At 64.6% G+C, this 24,452-nt stretch carries 16 protein-coding genes and 2 pseudogenes; 8 read left to right on the plus strand and 10 right to left on the minus strand.

All coding sequences use genetic code 11. The features are described 5' to 3' along the window. Nucleotides 1–139: 139 nt before the first annotated feature. The gene (locus tag PRtIB026_RS22335) at nucleotides 140–6,511 is read right to left on the minus strand and encodes a retention module-containing protein (RefSeq protein ID WP_203651492.1); all 6,372 of its coding nucleotides are present in this window, start codon (nucleotides 6,509–6,511) and stop codon (nucleotides 140–142) included. Between the two features lie 488 nt (nucleotides 6,512–6,999). On the opposite strand from PRtIB026_RS22335, the gene PRtIB026_RS22340 reads away from it, so the two are divergent. The 3 genes from PRtIB026_RS22340 (at nucleotide 7,000) to PRtIB026_RS22350 (ending at nucleotide 12,071) form a co-directional block, all read left to right on the plus strand. Continuing rightward, entirely contained in the window at nucleotides 7,000–8,373 is a 1,374-nt protein-coding gene (locus PRtIB026_RS22340; RefSeq protein WP_186714529.1) for a TolC family outer membrane protein, read from the plus strand. Nucleotides 8,374–8,450: 77 nt separating this feature from the next. Beyond that, a complete protein-coding gene (locus PRtIB026_RS22345; RefSeq protein ID WP_267813929.1) occupies nucleotides 8,451–10,586 on the plus strand; it encodes a type I secretion system permease/ATPase in 2,136 nt (711 codons plus the stop codon). A gap of 129 nt (nucleotides 10,587–10,715) precedes the next feature. Beyond that, a complete protein-coding gene (locus PRtIB026_RS22350) occupies nucleotides 10,716–12,071 on the plus strand; it encodes an HlyD family type I secretion periplasmic adaptor subunit (protein WP_203651489.1) in 1,356 nt (451 codons plus the stop codon). A 280-nt stretch (nucleotides 12,072–12,351) separates the two neighbouring features. On the opposite strand, the gene PRtIB026_RS22355 is transcribed toward PRtIB026_RS22350, so the two are convergent. From PRtIB026_RS22355 to PRtIB026_RS22365, 4 genes and pseudogenes are all read right to left on the minus strand, one after another. Further along, nucleotides 12,352–12,951 (minus strand): tRNA-uridine aminocarboxypropyltransferase, encoded by a 600-nt coding sequence (locus PRtIB026_RS22355; protein WP_203651488.1) that lies wholly within the window; start codon nucleotides 12,949–12,951, stop codon nucleotides 12,352–12,354. 84 nt (nucleotides 12,952–13,035) lie between these two features. Then, nucleotides 13,036–14,016 (minus strand): annotated as a pseudogene (locus tag PRtIB026_RS26740) (methyl-accepting chemotaxis protein); the annotation flags it as partial. Nucleotides 14,017–14,298: 282 nt separating this feature from the next. Then, nucleotides 14,299–14,643, minus strand: a pseudogene (locus PRtIB026_RS26745) (PAS domain-containing protein); the annotation flags it as partial. A 98-nt stretch (nucleotides 14,644–14,741) separates the two neighbouring features. Further along, nucleotides 14,742–15,635, minus strand: a complete 894-nt coding sequence (locus tag PRtIB026_RS22365; RefSeq protein ID WP_028691117.1) for a LysR family transcriptional regulator — start codon at nucleotides 15,633–15,635, stop codon at nucleotides 14,742–14,744. A 226-nt stretch (nucleotides 15,636–15,861) separates the two neighbouring features. Here PRtIB026_RS22365 and speB point away from each other — a divergent pair, with 226 nt between their 5' ends. Together speB and PRtIB026_RS22375 are read left to right on the plus strand one after the other, a co-directional pair. Then, a complete protein-coding gene (gene speB / locus PRtIB026_RS22370; RefSeq protein WP_062574808.1) occupies nucleotides 15,862–16,812 on the plus strand; it encodes an agmatinase in 951 nt (316 codons plus the stop codon). Nucleotides 16,813–17,100: 288 nt separating this feature from the next. Continuing rightward, on the plus strand, nucleotides 17,101–18,480 hold the full coding sequence (locus tag PRtIB026_RS22375) for a sodium:solute symporter (RefSeq protein ID WP_203651487.1): 1,380 nt from the start codon (nucleotides 17,101–17,103) through the stop codon (nucleotides 18,478–18,480). A gap of 210 nt (nucleotides 18,481–18,690) precedes the next feature. Here the strand turns inward: PRtIB026_RS22375 and PRtIB026_RS26505 are convergent, their stop codons facing one another. Both PRtIB026_RS26505 and ptrR read right to left on the minus strand, forming a co-directional pair. Beyond that, nucleotides 18,691–18,819, minus strand: coding sequence for a PA1414 family protein (locus PRtIB026_RS26505; RefSeq protein ID WP_256206021.1), 129 nt, complete (start codon nucleotides 18,817–18,819; stop codon nucleotides 18,691–18,693). Nucleotides 18,820–18,943: 124 nt separating this feature from the next. Then, nucleotides 18,944–19,837: a putrescine utilization regulator PtrR gene (gene ptrR, locus PRtIB026_RS22380; RefSeq protein ID WP_203651486.1), complete on the minus strand. Its 894-nt coding sequence runs from the start codon at nucleotides 19,835–19,837 to the stop codon at nucleotides 18,944–18,946. Between the two features lie 106 nt (nucleotides 19,838–19,943). Between ptrR and PRtIB026_RS22385 the strand changes: the two genes are divergently transcribed. The 3 genes from PRtIB026_RS22385 (at nucleotide 19,944) to PRtIB026_RS22395 (ending at nucleotide 21,788) form a co-directional block, all read left to right on the plus strand. Beyond that, on the plus strand, nucleotides 19,944–21,110 hold the full coding sequence (locus PRtIB026_RS22385) for an MFS transporter (RefSeq protein ID WP_203651485.1): 1,167 nt from the start codon (nucleotides 19,944–19,946) through the stop codon (nucleotides 21,108–21,110). 77 nt (nucleotides 21,111–21,187) lie between these two features. Continuing rightward, nucleotides 21,188–21,490: a type II toxin-antitoxin system RelE/ParE family toxin gene (locus tag PRtIB026_RS22390; protein WP_203651484.1), complete on the plus strand. Its 303-nt coding sequence runs from the start codon at nucleotides 21,188–21,190 to the stop codon at nucleotides 21,488–21,490. Then, complete coding sequence (locus PRtIB026_RS22395) at nucleotides 21,483–21,788, plus strand: addiction module antidote protein (RefSeq protein WP_203651483.1); 306 nt, start codon at nucleotides 21,483–21,485, stop codon at nucleotides 21,786–21,788. Before PRtIB026_RS22390 ends, PRtIB026_RS22395 begins: the two co-directional genes overlap by 8 nt. Nucleotides 21,789–21,861: 73 nt before the next feature. Here PRtIB026_RS22395 and PRtIB026_RS22400 read toward each other — a convergent pair whose 3' ends face one another. The 3 genes from PRtIB026_RS22400 to PRtIB026_RS22410 form a co-directional block, all read right to left on the minus strand. Next, nucleotides 21,862–22,788 (minus strand): DMT family transporter, encoded by a 927-nt coding sequence (locus PRtIB026_RS22400; RefSeq protein ID WP_267812982.1) that lies wholly within the window; start codon nucleotides 22,786–22,788, stop codon nucleotides 21,862–21,864. Nucleotides 22,789–23,062: 274 nt separating this feature from the next. After that, nucleotides 23,063–23,548: a pentapeptide repeat-containing protein gene (locus tag PRtIB026_RS22405; protein ID WP_244670970.1), complete on the minus strand. Its 486-nt coding sequence runs from the start codon at nucleotides 23,546–23,548 to the stop codon at nucleotides 23,063–23,065. A 116-nt stretch (nucleotides 23,549–23,664) separates the two neighbouring features. After that, nucleotides 23,665–24,264: a hypothetical protein gene (locus PRtIB026_RS22410; RefSeq protein WP_203651479.1), complete on the minus strand. Its 600-nt coding sequence runs from the start codon at nucleotides 24,262–24,264 to the stop codon at nucleotides 23,665–23,667. Nucleotides 24,265–24,452 lie beyond the last annotated feature (188 nt).

The raw sequence follows: 24,452 nt of genomic DNA on the forward strand, positions 1-24,452 counted from the left end.
CCCCCGTGTAGGAGCGGCCTTGTGCCGCGAAAGGGGCGCGCAGCGGCCCCTGCAATTTTTGCATCAATGCTGAAATCCTGGGGCCTTGCGCCCCTTTCGCGGCACAAGGCCGCTCCTACAGGGGAATGCAAGCCTCGGCTTACACCGTATCCACCTTCAACGAATGGTCATTGAGCATGCCGGTGATGATGGTCGCGGTGTCATGCCCCGCCGCAATCAACCCGCCCGCCCCGGCCGCGACCCCGTAGTGCTGCGCCAGGTCCACCCCGGCCAGGTCGATGGTCTGGGTCGGTGCCGCGCCGGCGACGCTGCTGACTTCGATGGTCGACACCACATTGCCGCCGCTGCCACTGACCTTGAAGTGCAGATAGTCGTCCAGCGACGCACTGGTGGCGTTCTCGCCCTGCAGCAATTGCGACAGGTCCAGCCGATCGCTGCCCGGGGTGAAGTCGGTCACGGTGTCGTGGCCGGTGTCGCCCTTCTGCCAGACGAAGGTGTCGTTGCCGCTGCCACCGGTGAGGGTGTCATCGCCGCGTCCGCCGATCAGGATGTCGTTGCCGCCACCGCCCCTGAGCACATCGTTGCCCGCGCCGCCGTTGAGCAGGTTGTCGCCGTCGTTGCCGGTCAGGGTGTCGTTGTAGTCCGAGCCGACCAGGTTCTCGATGCCGGTGAGGGTGTCCAGCCCCGCGCCGACGGTATTCTGCTGGCCGACATGACCCAGGTCGACGGTCACTCCACTGCTTGCCTTGGCATAGCTGGCGGTGTCGTTGCCGGCGCCACCGTCGAGCAGGTCATTGCCCGGACCGCCAATCAGCAAGTCGTTGCCGTCGCCACCGTACAGACTGTTGTTGCCTGCGCCGGCCACCAGTACATCGTTGCCGGCACCACCGTGCAGGAGGGTGTCGCCCGCTCCGGCCAGCAGTACATCGTCCCCTGAAGTACCGGTGAGGGTATTGCCGGCCTGGTAGGTGATGTCCACCGCCCCGTTCGCCGTGCCGCCATGGTTGTCGCTGACGGTGTAGCTGCCGTGGTAGTCGTCGTTGCTGGCGTTGCTGTAGTCCACCACCAGGCTCAGCTTGTAGTTCTCGGCGGCCTTGCTGTTGCCCGAGGCGTTCTCGGTATTGATCACGTGGATGCTGTACACCCCGTCATGGGTGGCCGTGAAGCTGCCGCCATCGGCGATGGTCTGGTAGCTGCCGCTGGCATCCTTCCGCTCCATCAGCAGGTTGCCGGCGGGCCGGTCATGATCGAGGGTCAGGGTCTCGCCCTTGCGCAGAGTGACCGTCAGGGTGTCCTCGTCGTTGGCATTGCCGGTGCTGATCGAGCCCAGGTAACCAGCCACCACCAGGGCGGCGGTCATGCTGCCGTTGAGGCTGGTGAACTCGCTGCGGGCCAGCTCGCGCAGCTGGTTCTCGGCCTTGTTGGCGGTGGCGTTGAAGGTAATGGTCTGTGCCTGCGTGCCCGCCGTGAAGCCCGCGCCTTTGTCGGCGAAGTTGGTATTGAAGGTGGTCGGCGCGGCGCTCAGGGTGTCGTGATCCGGATCGCTGTCATTGGCCAGCAAGGCCTCTGCCGGCACGCTCAGGGTGGCGCCCTTGATGTTGGTGATGATGTGGTCGGCGCCGGCGACCGGCGCGCCGTTGCTGTTGATGTTCACCGTCAGGCTGGCGCTGCGGGTATCGCCGTCGTTGTCGCTGGCGGTGAAGCCGAACTTCTCCGCCTGGCCGCTGCCATTGTCCTTCGGCGGCGTGTAGGTGAACTCGCCGCTGTCCATGTTCACCACCAGGGTGCCGCCCAAGCCGGTCTTGATGTTCAGGCTGTTGCTCACGGTGTCGAACGAAGCCTTGTCCGCCCCGCCACTGACCGCATAGCCGCCCTGCCCGCCATTGGCCTTTGGATCGTAGGTGTAGGTGGTGCCGTCCACCAGCAGCGCCTTGATGAAGCCGCCGTCGGCCCCGAAGTCGCCGCCGCTCATCAGGCTGCCGGTGATCGGCGCGCCCTGCACCGTGCCGGAGAGCACCGCACTCAGCTGGCTGAGGTCGGTGACCACCACCGAGTTGGTGTCGGTATGACTGCTGCCGTCGTAGGCCAGCGGGTTGAGGTTGCCCTCGTTGACGCCGCTGCCCATGCCGATGGCGTAGGACTTGATGCCGTTGTTGTCGAGGAAGGTTTCCCAGGCGGTCTCGCGCGGCGCCGTCATCGCGTGGCCGTTGGTGGGTTCGCCGTCGGAGAAGAAGTAGCTGATGTTCTGCGCCCCCACCAGCTTGCCGGTGGTGGCGAAGGCTTCCTGGGCCTTGGTGGCCGCCGAGTCGTAATAGGTCGAGCCGCCGGGATTGAGCCCGGCGATCAGGCTCTTGGCCTCGCTGATCGAGACCCACACCGGCGTCTTGATCTCGGCGCCGGTGCCGAAGGTGACGATCTGCACCTTGATGTCGCCCATCTCGTCGTACTTGTCGAGCAAGGCATTGATGGCCTGCTTGGCCAGTTCAAGGCGGGTCAGCCCCGGCACGCCGGAGCTTGCGGCCATGCTGCTGGAAACGTCCACCACCAGCAGGATGTTGGAGTCCACCTGGCCGGGCGTGATGCTGCGCACCGCGCACTGCACCGTCGGCACATCGTCGACGATGTTGATGGCGATGGTGCTGGTGACGCTGTTGCCCAGGGCGTCTGTGGCCTTGTAGGTGAAGTACTCGTTGACGGTGTTGGCCCCATCGTTGGCGCCACCCGCGGTCTTCGGCGCCGAGGTCAGGGTGTAGGTATAGGAGCCGTCGGCGTTGAGCTGGATCTGTCCGTACTGGCCCACGGCGTTGCCGACCAGGCTGTAGGTCAGTGCACCGACGCCGCCATGCACCGAGCCGACCAGGCTGCCGGAGGCGGTCTCGCCGGTGGAGCCAGGATCGCTGCCGGTCACGTTGCCGGCGGCCAGGTCGTTGCCATCCTTGTGCAGGTCCAGGGCCTTTTCGTAGACGGTGACGTCGTTGTCCTCGCACGCCACCAGTTTGCTGTCCTGAACGTTGATGCGGATGGTCGTGGTGCTTTCGTCGCCATCGGCGTCGCGAATGGTGTAGACGAAGCTGTCGGTCGCCCCGGCGGGCGGCACGCTGTCGGGGTTGGCGTGGTAGGTGGCGTTGCCCTGGCTGTCCAGGGTCAGGTAGCCGTACTGGCCAATGATCGTGTCGCCCACATGGCCAATGGCAGAAGTCGAGGTGTCGGAACCTGCGCGCACGCCCACCACGTATTGTCCGTCGGCACGTACATCGGCGCCGACCACATCGTTGTCCAGCACGTTGCCGCTGACACTGGCGCCCTCCTTGACCGAGGCCACGTCGCAATGGGCCTTGGGCACGTCGTCGACGATGCTGACCACGATGGTACTGGTAGTGGTATTGCCGAGCGAATCCTTCACCTGGTAGGTGAAGCTCTCGGTGACCACATTCGGGCCGTCGTTGGCGTGGTTGGGCGAGTTCGGCGCCGAGGTCAGGGTGTAGGTATAGGTGCCATCGCTGTTCAGCTGGATCTGGCCATACTGCCCGGCGGCATTGCCGACCAGGGTGAAGGTCAGGGCACCGATGCCGCCACTGACCGAACCGGCCAGCGAGCCGCTGGTGGTTTCCGTGGTGGCGTGCGGATCGCTCCCGGTGACGGTGCCTGCGGCCAGGTCGTTGCCGTCCTTGGTCAGGTCCAGGGCTTTCTCGTAGACCTTGGCCGTGTCGTCGGGGCAGGCGACCAGCGAGATATCGTGCACGTCGATGGTGATGGTGGTGGTGCTCTCGTCGCCATCGGCGTCGCGGATGGTGTAGACGAAGACGTCCGTGGCACCGGCCGGCGCCACGCTGTCGGGGTTGGCGTGGTAGGTGGCGTTGCCCTGGGCGTCTAGGGTCAGGTAGCCATATTGCCCAACGACATTGCTGCCCAGCTGGCCGATGGCCGAGGTCGAGGTGTCGCTGCCTGCGCGCACGCCGACCACATACTTGCCATCAGCCGGCACGTCAGCGCCGATCACGTCGTTGACCAGCACGTTGCCGCTGACGGTGCCACCTTCGTAGACATTGGCGAAATCGCTGTGAGCCTTGGGCACGTCGTCGACGATGCTGATCACGATGGTGCTGGTGGTCGAGTTGCCGAGCGAGTCCTTCACCTGGTAGGTGAAGGTTTCCGTCAGCACGTTCGGCCCGTCGTTGACGTGATTCGGCGAATTCGGCGCCGAGGTCAGGGTATAGGTGTAGGAGCCATCGGCGTTCAGCTGGATCTGGCCGTACTGGCCGGTGGCATTGCCGACCAGGGTGAAGGTCAGCGCCCCTGTTCCGCCACTGATGGAGCTGACCAGCGAGCCGCTGGCCGTCTCGGCGGTCGAACCTGGCTGGCTGCCGACCACGTTCCCCGCAGCCAGGTCGTTGCCATCCTTGGTCAGGTCGAGCGCTTTCTCGTAGACCGTGACCTCGCTGTCGGCGCCGGCGATCAGCGAGCAATCACGTACGTCGATGGTGATGGTGGTGGTGCTTTCGTCGCCGTCACTGTCTCGCACGGTGTAGACGAACACGTCTGTGGCCCCGGCAGGTGCCACGGCGTTGGGATTGGCGTGATAGGTGGCGTTGCCCTGGGCGTCCAGGGTCAGGTAGCCGTACTGGCCCTGGACCTGAGTGCCCAACTGGCCGCTGGCCGAGGTCGAGGTATCGGAGCCGGCCCGCACGCCGACCACGTACTTGCCATCGGCGCGCACGTCGGCGCCTGAGGTGTCGTTGTCGAGCACGTTGCCGCTGACCGTGCCGCCTTCGACGACACTGGCCGAATCGGGATTGGCCTTGGGCAGGTCATCAACGATGTTCACATCCAGCGAGCCGCTGGCCGTGCTGCCATCGGTGTCCGTGGCCGTGACGGTGAAGTGCTCGGACAGGCTGTTGGCGCCGTCGCCGTTGGCGTGGCTCTCATTGTCCAGCAAGGTGTAGCTATAGCTGATCACGCCCGTGGCCGGATTGTAGCCGGTGATGGTCAGGGTACTGCCCAACGCCGTGGTGATCGACTGCGGGAAGCTTGCCGCCACGCCACCGCTGACCACGCTGATACCGCCGACGCTCAAGGATTGCAGGCCATCCGGTGCACTGACCGTGAACGTGCCGCTCTGGGTCAGGGCGCCCGGGTTCGGCGCGCTGCCGTCGGCCAGGTTTTTCTCGTAGACCGTCAGCTCGCCACCGTTCACGTCCAGACCGCCCAGGGTCACCGGGTCGTCGAGGTTGCTGACGTTCAGGGTCAGGGTCGCGGTGCTGGAGTCGCCGTCGGCGTCCTTCAGGGTGTAGGTGAAGGTCTCCACCCCATTTCCACCGCCTTGCAGGTTCTTGAAGTCGGGGTCGTTGGTGTTGAGGGTGTAGGTGTAGGAGCCGTCCGCCGCCAGGACCAGGGTGCCGTAGGTGCCGACGAAGGTACCGGCTACCACCGGGCCGCTGGGGATGCGGTCTGCCCCCTGGATGTCGTTGCCCAGCACATTGCCGCTGAGTTCCACATGCTGCTCGGTGGCGGCGGTGGCATTGGTGTCGTTCACCGCCCGTGGCACATCGTCACGGATGATCACGTCGAGCGTACCACTGGCCACGTCGCCATCCGTGTCGCTGACCAGCACCGGGAACTGTTCGCCCAGGGTATTGCTGCCCGCACCGTCCGGGTGATGCTCGGCACCGGTCAGGGTGTAGCTGTAGCTCACCACACCCGTGGCCGGGTTGTAGCCGGTGATGGTCAACACATTGCCGAGCCCGGTGACGATGGACTGCCCGACGCCGGTGACCACGCCCGCCGTGACCACATTGATGCCGCCGACACTGAGGTTGAACACGCCGTCGGCGGCCACCACCGTGAAACTGCCGGACTGGGTCAGGGCCGCCGGATTGCTGGCCGAGCCCTGGGGCAGGTTGGCCTCGTCCAGGGTCAATTCGGCGGGGCTGATATCCAGGCCATTGAGGCTGACCGGATTGTCGATCGCTGGTGTATCGGCCAACACCGGCCCGTCATCGTTGCCGTCGAGGCCACCGAGTTCGAGATTGGCCAGCAGTGGGAAACCATTGAATCCTGCAGTGGGGAAGCCGATGGTGGGATCCACCCGGGCGGCCACCTCGGTCAGAATCACGAAACTGTGACCCCCGCCGAGCGCCCCCGACACGCCTGACGGGTTGCCGCCCGCCGCCGTCGCTTCGGCTTCCTGCGTGGGGTCGGCGCCAGCGGCAATGGCTTTTTGCAGTTGCTCGACATCACTGAGCTGGGCGTCGCTGGGCTGCGCGTCCGGCGCCTGCACGTGGGGCGCGCGATTGGCCAGCAGGTCGGTGGTCATCTCCAGGCTGCTACCGCGGCCCAGGGTCAGCTGCGCACCATTTTGCAGCCGCACCGCCACGGCGCCCTCGTTGCCGGTCTCGAGCTGTTCGCCGACGAACAACCGGTCGCCTTCCACCAACAGGCGGCGATGACCATCGTCGCCCACCGCGAATACCTGGCCGATCACCTTGCCGACTACACCGACTAATTTAGCCATGAGCGTACGCCTCCCCTGCCGATGGGCTTTTCGCAGATCAAGGCGTGCCGGGTAATGTGCGCAACGTTCCGAGTGCCATGGCTGGTGGATCGTTGCTGTCACGTTCGTGAGAAACCACGCTCCTTGTGACGACTGCCACGATAGCGAAGAGGGCGAATGGCCATTATCGAGTGCCATTTTTCTGTCGCCAAATTCCGCTTTCGCCTTCCTCCCCTGTCTCCTTAGCTGCAAAAAATCTGGAACTTTCACCAAGGCCCGAAAATCGCCTGTCCCAGCCAATTCCCGTAACCGCCTGAATGAAACAATGTCGCGGATTCCTTAGACCGCATAAGTTTTTTTTCGCATATATCTTATGAAAAAATCTTCTTAGCTCGCCCGATAAATGTTCTTAGCTCTGTTGTTACAAACCTGAAACGGTTTGATTCTAATTTTTCGTCATTTTTTTGGCGATTAGCAGGACATTATTCAAGACCAGGGAGATGTACCCCATGCGCGCTTTAACCCCCATCACCAGTGCGATTTTGTTGGCCATGGCGTGTGCCAACAGTCAGGCGATGTCGATCACCGAGGCTGTCCAGAACGCCGTGGACCAGCATCCCGAGATCAGCGCCAGCCGCAACAGCAGGCTGTCGGCCGACGAGGATGTGAAGTTCGCCCGCGGGGGGTACTACCCAACCGTCGATCTGGTCGCAGGCTACGGCCGGCAACGCTCGGACAACACCAATACCCGCGGCTTCAACCCCGACGGCACGCGTAACCACAACAAGGAAACCCTCAACTACACCCAGTCGGAACTGCGCCTGCGGCAGATGCTGTTCGATGGCTTCAACACCTCCAACGAGGTCGCCCGCACCGAAGCGGTGGCCACCTCGCGCGCCTACTACACCCAGGCCACCGCCGAGAGCATCGCCCTGCGTGCCATCGAGGTCTACCTCGAGGTACTCAAGCGCCGCGAACTGGTGACCCTGGCCAAGAACAACCTGCAGGCCCACCTGCGAGTCAACGACCAGATCGGCCTGCGCAGCGAACGTGGCGTGGGCAGCACCGCCGACCTCGACCAGTCCCGCGCCCGTCGCGCCCTGGCCGAGAACAACCTGGACACCGCCGAGGTCGACCTGGCCGACGCCGAGGCCAACTTCTACAGCGTAGTCGGGCGCATGCCGGACGAGCTGGAAACACCGGTCACGATCAAGGGCGAAGTACCGGGTGACCTGCTCAATGCCCGCCAGGGCATGCTGGAGAACAACCCCTACCTGAAGTCGGCGCAGGCTGACGTGCGCTCCGCCGAGCAGCAATACGAAGTGGCCAAGTCGCCCTTCTACCCGCGCCTGGACGCGGTGCTGGCCACCGGTGCCAACAACAACATCGGCGGCCAGAAGGGCCACGACAACAACGACTGGCAGGCCGGCGTCGAGCTCAGCTACAACCTGTTCCGCGGCGGCAGCGACAAGGCCCGCCTGCAGTCCGACGCGCACAAGATCAACCAGGCGATGGACATCCGCAACAACGCCCTGCGCGAGCTGAACGAAAACCTCAGCCTGGCCTGGAACGCGATGAACAACGCCCGCAAGCAAACCCCGAGCGCCCGCGAGTACGCCGAAACCACCCAGCGCGTGCGCGCCGCCTACCAGGACCAGTTCGGCCTGGGCCAGCGTACCCTGCTCGACGTGCTCGACAGCGAGAACGAGCTGTACAACGCCAACCGGCGCTATACCGAAGTGCGCTACACCGAAGAGTTCTCCATGTACCGGGTCCTGGCGACCATGGGTGAGTTGCTGAGCAAGCAGCACATCTCGCTGCCGCCCGAGGCCATCGCCAAGACCGAAGTGCGCAACGAGGCGAAACTGCCCGACATGCGTTAGGTTCTGACGAGACAAGGGACTTTTCGCCAGCGCCCATTTCCCGTCCACCGCGGCAGGAGTAGGCCATCGTGACCAGTATGCAAAGCGCGCAACCGCGCCTGGATGTTGATGATCCGTTGCTCGATGGCCTGCTGATCCTGTGCAAGCTGCACGGCTGCCCTGCCAGCCGTGCCAGCCTGGGCAGCGGCCTGCCGCTGGCCGAGCAGCGCCTGCCCCTGGCCCTGCTGCCCCGCGCCGCGGCGCGTGCGGGGTTGCAGGCGCGGGTCCTGCAGCGTGACCTGGACGCCATCTCGCCACTCAACCTGCCGGTTCTGCTGATCCTCAATGACGGCCGCAGCGCCGTGCTGCAACGCTGGGGGGACAATGGCCGGGCCCTGTTGCTGCCGTGCGAAGCCGAAGGCGGCGAGCAGTGGGTCGAACGCGAAGTCCTGGCCGAGGCCTACAGCGGCCAGGTCCTGTTCGCCCGTCCTCGCCATACCCTGGAGGACGTGCGTGCCCCGCTGATCCCACGGGTCAATGCCTGGTTCCGCGACACCCTGCGGCATTCCCGCTGGCTGTATGGCGATGCCCTGCTGGCCAGCCTGCTGATCAACCTGCTGGGGTTGATGGTGCCGCTGTTCGTCATGCAGACCTACGACCGCGTGGTGCCCAACCAGGCGCTGTCCACCTTGTGGGTGCTGGTGGCCGGACTGTTCATCGGCACCGCCTTCGAGCTGGTGCTGCGCATGGTCCGCGCCCACCTGCTGGACCAGGCCGGTAAAAAGACCGACCTGATTCTCTCGGCCACCCTGTTCGAACGCATCACCGGCATGAGCATGAAGGCCCGGCCCGCCACCATCGGCGGCTTCGCCCAGAGCATCCATGACTTCCAGGGACTGCGCGAATTTCTCACCGCGGTCACCCTGACCAGCATCATCGACCTGCCGTTCGTGGCGCTGATGCTGCTGGTGATCGGCCTGCTCGGCGGCTGGCTGGTGGTGATCCCGCTGATCGCCTTTCCGCTGGCGGTGGGCCTGGCGCTGTTCATCCAGGTACGCCTGCGTGACACGGTGCAGAAGAGCCTGAGCCTCGGCGCGGTGCGCCAGGCATTGCTGATCGAGACCCTCGGCGGCCTGGAGACCCTCAAGGCCTGCGGCGCCGAAAGCGAGCGTCAATACCAGTGGGAACACACCAACGGCGCCATCGCCCGCCTCGACGCCCATGCCCGCAACCTGTCCTCGCTGGCCAGCAACGGCACGCTGTTCATCCAGCAGTTCTGCGGCATGGCCACCATCGTCGCCGGGGTGTACAGCATCATCGCCGGCAACCTCAGCGTCGGCGCGCTGGTGGCCAGCTACATGCTCGGCAGCCGGGTCCTCGCGCCGCTGGGCCAGATTGCCGGGCTGATCACCCGCTACCAGCAGGCGCAGTTGACCATGCGCAGCACCGATGCGCTGATGAGCCTGCCCCAGGAACGCGAAGCCGAGCACCAGGCCCTGGAGCACACCGCGCTGCTGGGTGGCATCAGCATCAACCACGCTACCTTCCGCTATGCCGGGCAAGCGGCCCCGGCACTCAACGATGTGAGTGCCACGCTCAAGCCAGGCGAGCGCATCGGCATCATCGGCCGCAGCGGCTCGGGCAAGAGCACCCTCGCCCGCCTGCTGATGGGCTTTCATCACCCTGACGAAGGCCAGGTGTTGCTGGACAACCTCGACCTGCGCCAGCTGGACATCGCCGACCTGCGCAGCCAGGTTGGCTACGTGGCCCACGACCTGCCCCTGCTGGCCGGCAGCCTGCGCGACAACCTCACCCTCGGCGCCCGTCATGTCAGCGATGCGCGCATGCTCGAAGTGGCCGAGCTGACCGGGGTCAGCGAACTGGCCCGCCAGCACCCGCAAGGCTTCGACCGCCCGGTGGGCGAACGCGGCCAGCTGTTGTCCGGTGGCCAGCGCCAGGCCGTGCTGCTGGCCCGGGCGCTGCTGCTGGAACCGCCGATCCTGATCCTCGACGAACCCACCAGCCACATGGACAACAGCAGCGAGGAGCAACTGCGCCAGCGCCTGCTGAACTGGGTGCCGGGCAAGACCCTGCTGCTGGTCACCCACCGCACCTCGATGCTCAGCCTGGTGGATCGGCTGCTGGTGCTGGACAACGGCAAGATCGTCGCCGACGGGCCGAAGGACGCGGTCATCGACGCGCTGCGCAAGGGTCGTATCGGCGCGGCGCTGTGACACGACCACCACCCCTGTAGGAGCGGGCTTGTCCCGCGATCAAGGCAACGCGGTGCCTGGCACGGGCTATGCCCGTGATCGCGGGACAAGCCCGCTCCTACAGGGGGCCAGTTTTCTAGGAGGTAATGTATGCCCTTCAGCCACAGCGTGCGCAGCTACCTCCAGGGCGCCGACAAGCGCGCCGAACGCGACTACATGCCGGAGCTGGCCGGCGCCACCTTGCAGGAGTCGCCCAGCCTGTCACGCCTGACCGTGTGGCTGGCGGCGATCCTGCTGCTGGTGGCCCTGGTCTGGGCCAACTTCGCGGTGCTCGACGAGGTCACCGTCGGCGAGGGCAAGGCCATTCCGTCGAGCAAGGTGCAGGTGGTGCAGAACCTCGAGGGCGGCATCGTCACCGAGATCTTCGTGCGTGAAGGGCAAATGGTCGACAAGGGCGCGACCCTGCTGCGCCTGGACGACACCCGCTTCAAGTCGAACAAGGGCGAGAGTGAAGCCGACCGTTACGCGCTCACCGCCCAGGTCGAGCGCCTGTCGGCCGAGTCCGAGGGCAGGCCCTTCGTGTTGTCGAACGAAGTCCGCGCCAAGGCACCACAGGTGGCCGAGGACGAAGCCGCGCTGTATGACTCGCGCCAGCGCCGTCTGGCCAGCGAGAAACAGACCCTCAACGAACAACTGCGGCAGAAGACCCAGGAGCTGGCCGAGTTCCGCTCCAAGGTCGATCAATACCGCTCGGCCGTGGGCCTGCTGCAACAGGAACTGGACATGTCCTCGCCACTGGTGAGCAAGGGCGCCATCTCCCCCGTGGAGATCCTGCGCCTCAAGCAGCGCAGCGTCGAGGCGCGCGGCCAGCTCAATGCCACCAACCTGGCGATCCCCCGCGCCGAGGCGGCGATCGCGGAGATCCGCAGCAAGATCCAGGAATCCGACGCCAGCTTCCGCTCCGACGCCGCCAAGGAGCTCAACGACAAGCGCACGGAGCTGTCGAAGATCACCGCCACCAGCATCGCCATCGACGACCGGGTCAACCGCACCACCGTGGTGTCGCCGGTGCGCGGCATCGTCAAGCTGCTCAAGGTCAACACCATCGGCGGCGTGGTCCAGCCCGGCAGCGACCTGGTGGAGATCGTGCCGATCGAGGACAACCTGCTGATCGAGGCCAAGGTAAGGCCCCAGGACGTGGCGTTCCTGCACCCGGGACAGACGGCGATGGTCAAGTTCAGCGCCTACGACTACACCATCTACGGCGGGCTCAAGGCCAAGCTGGAGCTGATTGGCGCGGATACCGTCACCGACGACAAGGGCAACGCGTTCTACCTGATCCAGGTGCGCACCGACAAGAACCACCTGGGTGGGGACAACAAACCGCTGCTGATCATCCCTGGGATGGTGGCCACGGTGGATATCATCACCGGGCAGAAGAGCGTGCTGGACTATCTGTTGAAACCGGTGCTGAAGGCGCGGACGGAGGCGTTGCGCGAGCGGTGATCGCCAGCATGGCAGTGCAATCGCGGGGCAAGCCCGCTCCCACTGATCATTAGCCCGTCGCATGGTGGGCTTGTTACGCGATCAGGCTCACCCCTTGAAAGGGCCGCTCCAATTCAAGATTGCCGGGGTCGCTTTGCAACCCTTTCGCGGCACAAGGCCGCTCCTACAGGAGAACGCGTGCCCAGTAGGAGCGGCCTTGTGCCGCGAAAGGGCTGCAAAGCAGCCCCGGCAACTCCAGGCCGGGCGCCTACTATCACACCTTGAAGGGGCGGGCTCCGATTCAAACCTGCCCATGATTGCGTTGATATGTCTGCGCTCCCATGGCCTCGATCTGCCCTTCGATCAGCGCCTCGAACGGGCGCAGTAACTCATCGAACGCTGCCGGAGCCTCCAGCACATTCAACGCCTGCACCACCGCCTCGAGCGTCGACAGGGCACCCGGTTCCGGTGCCTTGCGCAACCGATAGCGCGAGGGCTGGACATGGCCGAGCGTCACCCGTGGCAGACTCTCCAGCAGCGGGTTCAGGTACAGCAACTTGCGCGCCTTGCGCCAGGTGCCATCCGGCACGATCAGCAGCAGCGGCAGGTCGACGTCTTGACCATAGCCTTGCAGGACCTCGGCCTCGTCACCGGGGAACAGCAGCGCCGGTCGGTAACCTGGCGTTGCCAGCAGCGCGTCCAGGTCGTCGAACACCTCGCCGATCCGCAACTCGGCGTTGACCAGCCCAAGGGCCGCCAGGCGTGCGGTGTTCAGGGCGTGGGCGGTCTCGCTGGGGTGCTGCAGCACGACCACGCGGGTGCGGCTGCCGAGGTGCGGGATCAGTGGGCAAAGGCAATGGGTGAGCGGGCGCTGGCAACGCTCGCAGCGGGGTCTGGGCATGGGGGGCTCCTTGGGGCGGGTAGTTTGCCACAGGGTTGCCATTCCCGGGTTGCTCCCACGCCCCCACTGTTACCCGCTACAGCTTCAGCGGTTGAACCGCTCCGCCAGGCTGTGCAGGTACTCCGCCATGCGCTCCAGGTCCTGGCTGATCTCTGCCCCCTGCCTGGCCTGTCCCGCGCTCTCGTCGCACAGATGGGCAATGCGCACGATCTGCTGGTTGATGTCCTCGGCGACATGGCTCTGCTGCTCGGACGCCGTGGCCATCTGCTGACTCATGCCAGTGATGCGACTAACCGCCTGGGCGATCCCCGACAACGCCGCCTGCACCGCCTCGACGCTGTGCACGCTGTCGCTGGAGATCTGCTGGCCGCGACTGGCGCTGGCCACCGCGCGGTCGGCACCGGAGCGCAGGGTGGAGATGATGTGGTGGATCTCCTCGGTCGAGGCGCGGGTGCGCTGCGCCAGCGAACGCACTTCGTCCGCCACCACGGCGAAGCCTCTGCCCTGCTCGCCGGCCCGCGCCGCCTCGATGGCGGCATTGAGCGCCAGCAGGTTGGTCTGCTCGGCGATCGAGGTGATCACATCCACCACGCTGCCGATCGACTGGGTTTGCTCGGCCAGGGCATTGACCGCCTGGCCGATGTCGCTCACCGCCTCGCTCATGCTGCCCATCGCGCGCAGGCTCTGCTGCGCCAGGTCGCTGCCCTGCTGGGCCAGCTGGTCGGCGTCGCTGGCGGCGTGGGCGGTGCTCTGCACGTTGTGGGTGACCTGCTGGATGGTCGCCGCCATCTGCGCGATGGCGGTGGCCGACTGGTCGGTCTCGCTGCGTTGGCGGTCGAGCATCTGCGCCTGGGCATCGGACAGGTCGGCGGACTGCGCAGCCCGCGACTTGACCCCGACACCGGCGTCCACCAGACGGGTCAGGGCGGTCTGCAGGCGCGCCTCCTCGCTGATGATCGCCAGGTCGAGCTGGCCCTGCAGCCCGGGATTGTCGCTGTAGGTCAGCGCTACCAGCGGGCTGGTGAAGGCCTTGGGGTGCTCCTGCAGGGTGCGCCGGATCGACTGGTTCTGCCGGTGCTCGACCACGTACCAGGCCGCCAGCAGGCTGGCCATCAGCACACCCAGTGCCGCATAGGGGGGCAGCAACAGATAGGCGGCGGCCGACAGCAATCCCGCACCGATCAACGGCCAGCCATGGCCGACTCCATAACCGAGTCGCGCCGCCAGCGGTACCGGCGAGCGCCCTGCCCGCAAGCGGGCGTACAAGTTCTCGGCCCGGCGGATCTGCTCCCGGGTCGGTACCGAGCGCACCGACTCGTAGCCGCTGATGCGGCCGTTCTCGTACACCGCCGTGACGTAGGCGCTGACCCAGTAGAAGTCGCCGTTCTTGGCGCGGTTCTTGACCACGCCCATCCAGGGCTTGCCTTGTTTGATGGTGTCCCACATATGCCCGAAGACCGCCGGTGGCATGTCGGGATGCCGCACCAGGTTATGGGGCTGGCCGACCAGTTCGTCGTAGGTGAAACCGCTGATGGCCACGAATGCGTCGTTGCAGTAAGTGATGCGGCTGTTCAGGTCGGTGGTGGAGATCAGCCGCTGGTCTTGGGGAAAGGTTCTTTCATGCTCGGTGACGGGCAAATTCATGCGCATCGTTGGCGATCCCTTGCTTATCCAGATGAGTGGGAAAATCATCAAAGCAAGTAGATATTTAGCAGAAGGCCATCACGTCAGCGGTCAAGTTTTGTAGGAAATTTACTCGACCTGACGGAATGTGCTGAACACGGCCCAGCTCAGCCCACGTTGAGCTGGCTCTTGAGCAGGTCGCGGAACGTCTGGATCAAGGGTTCCCGGCTCCGACCACGGCGGATGATCAGGGAAAACGGCGCCTGATAGCCGAAGGTCGCCGGCGACAGCACGCGCAGATCACCCTTGTCGACCCAGGCCTGGGCATAGTGCTCGGGCAGGTAGCCAATGTAGGCGCCGGAGAGAATCAGAATCAGCTGCGCCTCCATGCTTTCCACGGTGGCGGCGCTGTGCTTGAAACCGTGCCGGGCCAGCTCCGCCTGGCTCCAGTAGCCACGCCCGACCATGCGCTGCTGGGTAATCACCGGCTCCGGGATCCGTCGCTCGCCGAACAGCGCATGGCGGCTGCTGCAATACAGCCAGTGCTGCTCGCGGTACAGCGGCTGGTAGACCAGGCCGCTCATGCGCGACGAAAACGCACCGATGGCCAGGTCCAGGCGGTTGTCCTGCACGCCCAGTTGCAGTTCGTACGGACTGGACACCGACAGGTGCAGGTGCACCGCCGGGTGTTCCTGACTGTAGGCACCGATGGCCTCGGCCAGCGGCAAGGCGCGGTCGCCCACGGTGGAGTCGATCACCCCCAGGTTGAGGGTGCCGCGCAACTCGCCCTTGAGTGCCGCCGCATACTGCTCGAAGCCATCCAGCTCCCCCAGCAGGCGCAAGGTCTCCTGGTGGAACAGCTCGCCCTTGCTGGTCAGGCTGAAACCGCCACGGCCACGGTGGCAGAGCACGATGCCCAGGGCGCTTTCCAGCTGGCTCATGTAGGTGCTGATGGCCGAGGTCGACAGGTTGAGGTCGCGCTGGGCATTGGCGAAGCCCTGGTGACGCACCACGCTGGCGAAGATGCGCAGCAGTTTCAGGTCGGGCAGCGATGAGGCCATGGGGCAACGGGTCCGTGGGCTGGAAATGGCCAGAGTCTAACCCGGCCGCACACCGATAGTTCAGAAATTCCTGAAGTAAGTTTTTGTCGGTAGCGATTCTTCCCGGGCACTACTTTGCGCAGACTGCGGCGAAATGTCCCTGCCCGCCGACATGACCATAGCAACGAGGCGCGCGGCGGCACAGGTTCGAACAAACAGAACAATCGACCGACTGATGAGGCCCACCGTGGACAAGATTCTCCACCAACCACTGGGCGGCAACGAAATGCCGCGTTTCGGCGGCATCGCCACCATGCTCCGTCTCCCCCACCTGCAAAGCGCCGAAGGGCTCGACGCCGCGTTCATCGGAGTGCCCCTGGACATCGGCACCTCGCTGCGCTCCGGTACCCGCTTCGGCCCACGGCAGATCCGCGCCGAGTCGGTGATGATCCGCCCGTACAACATGGCCACCGGCGCCGCCCCGTTCGACTCGTTGTCGGTGGCCGACATCGGTGACGTGGCTATCAACACCTTCAACCTGCTGGACGCCGTGCGCATCATCGAAGAAGCCTACGACGAGATCGTCGAGCACAATGTCATCCCGCTGACCCTCGGTGGCGACCACACCATCACCCTGCCGATCCTGCGCGCCCTGCACAAGAAGCACGGCAAGATCGGCCTGGTGCACATCGACGCCCACGCCGACGTCAACGACCACATGTTCGGCGAGAAAATCGCCCACGGCACCACCTTCCGCCGCGCCGTGGAAGAGGGCCTGCTCGATTGCGATCGCGTGGTGCAGATCGGCCTGCGCGCCCAGGGCTACACCGCCGACGACTTCAACTGGAGCCGTCGCCAGGGCTTCCGTGTGGTCCAGGCCGAAGAGTGCTGGCACAAGTCGCTGGAGCCGCTGATGGCCGAAGTGCGCGAGAAAGTCGGTGGCGGCCCGGTGTACCTGTCGTTCGACATCGACGGCATCGATCCGGCCTGGGCGCCCGGCACCGGCACCCCGGAAATCGGCGGTTTGACCACCATCCAGGCGATGGAGATCATCCGCGGCTGCCACGGCCTGGACTTGATCGGCTGCGACCTGGTCGAAGTCTCCCCACCGTACGACACCACCGGCAACACCTCGCTGCTGGGCGCCAACCTGCTGTTCGAAATGCTCTGCGTGCTGCCGGGCGTGGTACGTCGCTAGCCGTCAAGCACCGCCTGTTTGTAGGAGCGGCCTTGCGCCGCGAAAGGCGCGCACAGCGCCCCCGGTTTTCAGCGTTTTCGCAGAGAACGCCGGGGCTGCCTTGCAGCCCTTTCGCGGCACAAGGCCGCTCCTACACACAGGGCGTTGCGCTGCAAGCGATTGCTTGACCCCGGCAGGAGCCATTCGGGAGGGCCATAGAGGCCCGCCAACACATGACAGGACCGCCGGGCGCCTTGCAGCGTCCAGACGGCCGATCTCGCCATAATAAAGATAATCGGGAGACCCCCAATGGCCTTGGACATCATCGTTGTACTGATCTATGCCGCCGGCATGCTCGCCCTCGGCTGGTACGGCATGCGGCGCGCGAAGACCCACGAAGACTACCTGGTGGCCGGGCGCAACCTCGGCCCGACCCTGTACATGGGCACCATGGCCACCACCGTGCTCGGCGGCGCCTCCACCGTCGGCACCGTGCGCCTGGGTTACGTCCATGGCATTTCCGGCTTCTGGCTGTGCGCCGCCCTGGGCCTGGGGATCATCGCCCTCAACCTGTTCCTGGCCAAGCCGCTGCTGCGCCTGAAGATCTTCACTGTCACCCAGGTGCTGGAACGCCGCTACAACCCGATGGCCCGCCAGGCCAGCGCGGCGATCATGCTCGCCTACGCGCTGATGATCGCGGTGACCTCAACCCTGGCCATGGGCACCGTGCTGCAGGTGCTGCTCGACGTGCCGTTCTGGATGGCCCTGCTGTTCGGCGGCGGCGTGGTGGTGGTGTACTCGACCATCGGCGGCATGTGGTCGCTGACCCTGACCGACATCGTCCAGTTCGTCATCAAGACCGTGGGCCTGATGTTCATCCTGCTGCCGGTGTGCCTGTACAAGGCCGGCGGCTGGGACGCCCTGGTGGCCAAGCTGCCGGCGGCCAGCTTCAGCTGGACCACCATCGGCTGGGACACCATCATCACCTACTTCCTGATCTACTTCTTCGGCATCCTGATCGGCCAGGACATCTGGCAGCGGGTGTTCACCGCCCGTGACGAGAAGGTCTGCCAGCGCGCCGGCACCACCGCCGGTGTCTACTGCGTGCTGTACGGCCTGGCCTGCGCCCTGATCGGCATGGCCGCCCATGTGCTGATGCCGGACCTGGCCAACCCGAACAACGCCTTCGCCGAGATGATCAAGGGCCAGCTGCCCGAGGGCATCCGTGGCCTGCTGATGGCCGCCGCCCTGGCCGCGATGATGTCCACCGCCAGCGCGGGCCTGCTGGCCGCCTCGACCACCCTGACCGAAGACCTGCTGCCCAAGCTGCGCGGCGGCAAGCAGTCGAGCCTGGGCATCAACCGCCTGTTCACCCTGCTCACCGGCCTGGTGGTGCTGGGTATCGCCCTGGCGGTGAACGATGTGATCAGCGCCCTGACCCTGGCCTACAACCTGTTGGTGGGCGGCATGCTGATCCCGCTGATCGGCGCGATCTTCTGGAAGCGCGCGACCACCGCGGGGGCCATCGCCAGCATGTCGCTGGGCTTTAGCACCGCGCTGTTGTTCATGTTCAAGGACGGCCTGGAGGCCAACACGCCGATCTACTACAGCCTGGCCGTCGGCCTGGTGAGCTTCGTGGTAGTCAGCCTGGCTTCGCGCAAGCCGGTGGCGACGGTGAACCTGGCCTGAGGCCACTTCCACACCATCCCCTGTAGGAGCGGCCTTGTGCCGCGAAAGGGCTGCGTAGCGGCCCCTGTCTCGGCTAAGCGCTGAATCCGACGGGGCCGCTTTGCGGCCCTTTCGCGGCACAAGGCCGCTCCTACAGGGATGAGAGGTTCAAGCCGGTAAAACGCAAAAGGCCGCCGCATCACTCGGATGCAGCGGCCTTTTTGTCAGTTGTCAGCGCCGACGCGGCTGGCGCTTGCGCTGTTCTTCGTCGGTCGGGATCGGCACCGGCTGCAACGGTGGCGGGAGCAAGCCCAAGGCGACGGCGAGGTCGTGGAGCCAGTTATACATGCGTTCGTTCATAATGCCCCCTTGACGGGTCAGCCTCTTGGTCAATCGATCCTGCGGTGCGTCATACAGATCATAGCCCGATGTCCTGTATTGCGCATGCCTCTGTTCCTACACATAGGGCCGATTCTGACCCGGATCAAGCGCAGACGGCAGCTTCCGACAGTCGGTCAATCGTTTCGCTTTGTTGCAAGTCGATCCAGGCCTGCAGATTCGCCCCGCGTTTGCCCTGGCGCCACATCAGCCAGGTCATCGCCTGGTCGAACGGTGCCTGCAGCCGATGCGCCCGCACCTGCTCGCGGCCCGGCAGGCTGTCGAGCATGGACTGCGCCATCAACGCCACCCCGGCCCCGGCGATCACGCAGGCCAGCATGCTCTGGTACGACTCGATCTCCATGACCCGCCCCATGGGCGTGTGGGCATGGGCGTACCAGGCTTCCAGGCGCATGCGGTACGAGCAGCCCTGGCGGAAGGTGAACACCGCCTTGCCGGCGACATCCCTGGCGCTGTGCACCGCCGGGTGCTCGGGGCTGGTGATCAGCACCAGGGTCTCCTCGCACAACGGCACGCCATCCAGCCCTGCCAGATTGAGCGGGCCGTCCACCAGCGCCGCGTCCAGCCGATGGCTGAGCACCCCTTCCAGCAGCTCGGCACTGGGCGCCGCCTGCACCTGCAGGTTCACCGCCGGGTAGGCCTGGTGGTAGCGCGCCAGCAACGCCGGCAAGTGGATAGCCGCCGTGCTGTACATGGTGCCCAGCACGAAGTCCCCCGCCGGCTGGCCGCCCTGCACCGCGGCCAACGCCTCGTCACGCAGGTTGGACAGCCTATGTGCATAGTCCAGCAGCACCTTGCCGGCCGGCGACAGCTGCAAGCGCTGGCGCTCGCGCAGGAACAACTCCACCCCCAGTTGCTCCTCAAGCTGGCGCAGGCGCGTCGACAGGTTCGACGGCACCCGGTGCAATCGCTCGGCGGCGCGGGTCACCGAGCCCTCCTCGGCCACGGCCTGGAAGATGCGCAGTTGGCTGAACTCCATCTTATTCTCCAAAACAGAACAACTTGATCATCATTATTCAATTTTATTGAAAGTCAATGAACCCTAACCTGCCATCCATCGCATCCCTTCGTGCAGGAGACTTTCCATGTCACCCATCGTGCAACTGCTGGCCAGCGCCGTGGCGCTGATGATGGCCATGGGCATCGGCCGCTTTGCCCTCACGCCGCAACTGCCCCGACTGATCGCCGAGGGCCAGTTCGACCTCACCGCCGGCGGCCTGGTCGCCGCCGCCAACTACCTGGGCTACTTCCTCGGCGCGGTGGACGCCATGTTCGCCCGTCAGCCCGCCCAGGTGCGCCTGCGCCTGCATGGAGGCCTGTGGCTGTGCGTGCTGCTGACCCTGGCCTCGTGGGCTGCCGACGGTTTCTGGAGCCACCTGCTGCTGCGTTTCGGCACCGGCGTGGCCAGCGCCTGGGTGCTGGTGATGATTGCCAGCCTCAGCCAGCAACTGGCCAGCGCCCATGGCCGCCAGCGCCTCGGCGCGCTGGTGTTCGCCGGGCCCGGCGTCGGCATCGCGGTGACGGGCGTGCTGGCCCTGGGCGCGCACCTGCTGGGGCTGGATTCGGCGGCCCTGTGGCTGGTCTATGGCGTCGCCGCGCTGGTCATGCTGCTGGCGGTGCTGCCGTGGCTGCCACGAGCGCTGGAACCCGCCGCCACGCCTGCGGCCGTCAACGAACAAGGCCGCGGCACCGGCATCGGACGCCTGGGCCTGGTCTATGCGCTCTACGGGATCGGCTACATCCTGCCGGCCACCTTCCTGTCGCAGATGGCCAGCCAGCAGTTCCTCGGACAGTGGCAGGCCGACCTGTTCTGGCCCGCGTTCGGATTGGCATCGGCGCTTGGCGTGGCCATCGTCAGCCTGCGCCGCCCGGGGCGGACCTCTGCCTGGCTGACCACCACCCTGTGGCTGCAAGGGCTCGGCGTACTGGCCTGCCTGCTCGGTGGCGGCATCGGTCTGGCATTGGGCGTGCTGCTGTGCGGCGGGCCGTTCCTGGCCTGCATGCAACTGGTGATGCAGCGCTCGCGAGAGCTGGCGCCCCATGCCACACAGCGCAATGCCGGGTTGCTGACTGCGTGCTTTGCCCTGGGGCAGTTGAGCGGGCCGTTGCTGGCGGCGTTGAGCAACCACTACAGCGCCAGCCTGCAGCCAGCATTGATGCTCGCAGCAACAGGATTAGTGGTGGCGGGCATGTTGGTCATCACGGGAAACCGCAGCTTGCAGGGCTGCCCACCGGGAACCCGAATGGCCTGACAGGGAAAACCCTGGCTGCAAAAGGCAGAAACCATTTGCGGCCTTTCCCATTGTATTTTATAAACTACATTGACCCGATGAAAACCATCGAATCCAGCAGTTTCAGGCGTTGGCTGATCGGGCTTAGGGATACCACGGCAAGGGCCAGAATCGTCGCTCGTATCAACCGGCTCAAGGAAGGGCTAGCGGGTGACGTTTCACCGGTCGGCCATGGTATGAGTGAGCTGAGAGTCCATTACGGCCCAGGCTATCGGGTGTACTTTCACCAATGCGGCGATACCTTGATCATCCTGCTTTGCGGCGGCGACAAAGGCAGCCAGCAGCGGGACATCAAGGCAGCCCGACAGATCCTGCAGTCGTGGAGGATACAAAATGACTGAAACGTTCCATGAGTTCGACGCCGCCGCCTATCTGACTTCCCCGGAAACCATCGCGCAGTTCATGACCGATGCATTGGAGACAGGGGATGCAGCCTACGTGGCAAAAGCTGTGGGCGTGGTGGCTCGCGCCAGGGGCATGAGTGAACTGGCAAAGGAAACAGGCCTGTCTCGCGAACAGCTTTACCGCTCATTCAGTGAACACGGCAATCCAACGCTCAAGTCGTTCCTGACTGTGATGAAAGCGCTGGGAATAGACATGGCTGCCAGACCTCACCTGGTCCAGCAAGGCGTGAGCTGACCGACAAACGAAATACCTTGCCGGCCCCTTGGCGGCTAATGCCACTCAAGGGCCGGCATTTGCTTCTGTCCTGTCATCCCACCAGCTTGCGCAACTGCTGCCACACCCACGCCTCGGCGCTGACCATGACCACCCCGAGCAACACCATCACCGCGCCGATCACGAAGTTCAAGCTCAACGGCTCATCCAGCAGCAGCACGCCGAAGGTCACCCCGAACAACGGCGTGATGAAGGAAAACACCGCCAGGTTCGAGGCCAGGTATTTGCGCAGCAACCAGAACCAGGTCAGGTAACTGACGAACGACACCACGATCCCCTGGAACAGCACACTGCCCACCGCCAGCGGGGTCAGCGAGAAATCGGCGATCTGCCCGCTCACCAGGGCGATCAGCACCAGCCCGACAAACCCCACCGCCAGCTGGTAGAACAGGGTCAGGGTCGCCGGCGCCTCGGACAGGCGCGAGCCGCGCACCACCACCGTGGTCGCGCCCCAGGCCAGGCCCGCCAGGATCGCCATGGCATCGCCCAGCAACATGCGCCCATCGAGGTGTTCGAGGGAAACGCCACCGGCAAAGGCCAGGGCAATCCCCCCGAAGGCCAGCAGGATGCCCAGCCACTGCAACAGCCGCAGCCGTTCGCTGGGCATCATGAAATGCAGCCCCAGGGCGGTGAAGATCGGCGCGGTGTAGAGGAACACCGACATGTGCGCCGCCGAGGTCAGCTTCAGCCCCTCGGCGATGAACAGGAACTCCAGGCCGAACAGCGCGCCGGCCAGCAACCCGGCGCGCCAGGTGCTGCCCACCTGGCTCCAGCCACCTCGCCAGCAGACCAGCAGCCCCACCAGCAGCGCGGCGATGCCATTGCGAAACGCCGCCTGCATGACCGGTGCAATGTCCACGGCAGCGGATTTGATCAGCACCTGCTGGCAGCCCCAGATCAGGCACAGCCCCAGCATGACCTGGAAGGCGAAGGCGTCGGGGTTCTTGCGGACCGCAGTCATGGGCGGCCCCTCAGCGGGTTGAACGACATGGCAAGGCTCGGCAGTGAGAATGGATCCCGATTATCGGGTGACCGGCCTTGGCGATGCCAGTCTAAATTGTCCCGTCTCCGGTCCGTGTCATGGCGAAGGCTTGAGTAATCAGGGGCGTACAGGTTTTCTTGCCGGCATCCCTCGACGGGAGATACGCAGGCTTGCCTCTGGGCATCGATGCATCAAGCCCATTTATTCGGGTTGAACTGAGCGCCATACGCCCCCCAATCACCGTGTCAGCCGATCATAGGATCTCTTCAGAAGGCACTTCAAAAGCAGAATCATCGCTTTGCCGGACTGCGCCTTGAGCGACAGGATCGAATCCCGCTGGCCACCGGGTACTGTCGTTGAACATGGCCAACTGGAATTCTGCCTTCTCGATCCTGCGCGCGCGTAAATCGGCACCGCATAGATTGCTGCCCTTGAATACAGCCCCTCCGATATCCGCCTCTGCCAGGTTTGCAGCGCGCAGGTCGGCCCCGCTGAAGTCGGCAGAGGCGGCCAGCGCCCGAGAAAGATCGGCATTGCACAGCCGGGCGCCATTGAACAGGGCATTGGCCAACGTCGCTCCTCGCATGTCGGCAGCGGTCAGATCCGCCTCGATGAACGAAGCGTTTCTGAGATCGCTACCTATGAATGTAGTCGCCCTGGCATCCAGGCCGTCGAACTGCGCCCGGTGCAATGACAGTCCATCGAGGTTGGCGCCGGGCAAATTGTCTTGGTCAAACACCCTGCACTCTCCCGTTTCAAAGCACAGTGAGATCATCTCGGCCCATCCAATGATTATCGCGTCCGGCGACCTTTGCGAGCGCCTGGGAAACAGCCTGAGCGTACAACCTGCGCTGCCTACGCCTGGTACAACGAACAAAAATGCTGGCTGACAAGCCTACTCTCCAGCACCTGGAGCAAAGAAAAGTCCAAGCTATCAGACACCACCAGCCCTCGCCTCAGCCCAACGGGAAAATCCTCAAGCGTGGCGTACTCTCCTGGCACTAAAAACCTGAAGTAATCACCCATCGCAGTATCCCCAGCATACCCTTCGGGGTAGTCCTCACCCGCACGGCTACCCTCCACGGCGTGATACACGAATAATCCCTTGTTAAAGGCAAGGTTCGCCTCGCTATAGTTCAGCCGTTCTTCCAGGTCATTTTGCAGTGTGCTTGCCACACTGGCTTTCGACTTGCCTTGCCAGCGCCAAGCTGAGTAAAGATCCACTGCAAAGCCACCCTGCTTTGCTGGCGGGTAATCAGAATATTCCTGGGACTCCTGCCAAACAAACTCGCTTATCGAGTCCAGTACCTGCTCTACCCCTTCCAGCCTCAGCAGTACCTCGGGAATGGCCCCGTAGCAATTATTCACCATGACTGCAATTCGACCGAATTTATCCATGGCGAACCAAGTGAATACCTCTCCAAAACCTGGAACCCATTTTTCATTCAGCCCCATCGCCATGCCTCCAAAAACAGACTTAACCCGGCCACGTTCAACCCAATTCTACTTTCCGAACAACTCGCCACCAACCCTCAAGACCCTACCTGTTCTACGGCATAGGCCGTGAAACTATTCTTACCTTCCTCCAAATACAATCGTTTGCATTGGGGGCAACGGTAAACTGTCATGGCAGTCACTTCAAT

Origin of the sequence: Pseudomonas sp. RtIB026 (assembly GCF_016861355.2) — a bacterium.
In the GTDB taxonomy this organism is placed as follows: domain Bacteria; phylum Pseudomonadota; class Gammaproteobacteria; order Pseudomonadales; family Pseudomonadaceae; genus Aquipseudomonas; species Aquipseudomonas peradeniyensis.

What these genes read in the sequence shown, in the direction of transcription:
- PRtIB026_RS22335 (WP_203651492.1), bottom strand. Translation starts at nt 6,511, where the DNA reads ATGGCTAAATTAGTCGGTGTAGTCGGCAAGGTGATCGGCCAGGTATTC.
- PRtIB026_RS22340 (WP_186714529.1), top strand. Translation starts at nt 7,000, where the DNA reads ATGCGCGCTTTAACCCCCATCACCAGTGCGATTTTGTTGGCCATGGCG.
- PRtIB026_RS22345 (WP_267813929.1), top strand. Translation starts at nt 8,451, where the DNA reads ATGCAAAGCGCGCAACCGCGCCTGGATGTTGATGATCCGTTGCTCGAT.
- PRtIB026_RS22350 (WP_203651489.1), top strand. Translation starts at nt 10,716, where the DNA reads ATGCCCTTCAGCCACAGCGTGCGCAGCTACCTCCAGGGCGCCGACAAG.
- PRtIB026_RS22355 (WP_203651488.1), bottom strand. Translation starts at nt 12,951, where the DNA reads ATGCCCAGACCCCGCTGCGAGCGTTGCCAGCGCCCGCTCACCCATTGC.
- PRtIB026_RS22365 (WP_028691117.1), bottom strand. Translation starts at nt 15,635, where the DNA reads ATGGCCTCATCGCTGCCCGACCTGAAACTGCTGCGCATCTTCGCCAGC.
- PRtIB026_RS22375 (WP_203651487.1), top strand. Translation starts at nt 17,101, where the DNA reads ATGGCCTTGGACATCATCGTTGTACTGATCTATGCCGCCGGCATGCTC.
- PRtIB026_RS26505 (WP_256206021.1), bottom strand. Translation starts at nt 18,819, where the DNA reads ATGAACGAACGCATGTATAACTGGCTCCACGACCTCGCCGTCGCCTTG.
- ptrR (WP_203651486.1), bottom strand. Translation starts at nt 19,837, where the DNA reads ATGGAGTTCAGCCAACTGCGCATCTTCCAGGCCGTGGCCGAGGAGGGC.
- PRtIB026_RS22385 (WP_203651485.1), top strand. Translation starts at nt 19,944, where the DNA reads ATGTCACCCATCGTGCAACTGCTGGCCAGCGCCGTGGCGCTGATGATG.
- PRtIB026_RS22390 (WP_203651484.1), top strand. Translation starts at nt 21,188, where the DNA reads ATGAAAACCATCGAATCCAGCAGTTTCAGGCGTTGGCTGATCGGGCTT.
- PRtIB026_RS22395 (WP_203651483.1), top strand. Translation starts at nt 21,483, where the DNA reads ATGACTGAAACGTTCCATGAGTTCGACGCCGCCGCCTATCTGACTTCC.
- PRtIB026_RS22400 (WP_267812982.1), bottom strand. Translation starts at nt 22,788, where the DNA reads ATGACTGCGGTCCGCAAGAACCCCGACGCCTTCGCCTTCCAGGTCATG.
- PRtIB026_RS22410 (WP_203651479.1), bottom strand. Translation starts at nt 24,264, where the DNA reads ATGGGGCTGAATGAAAAATGGGTTCCAGGTTTTGGAGAGGTATTCACT.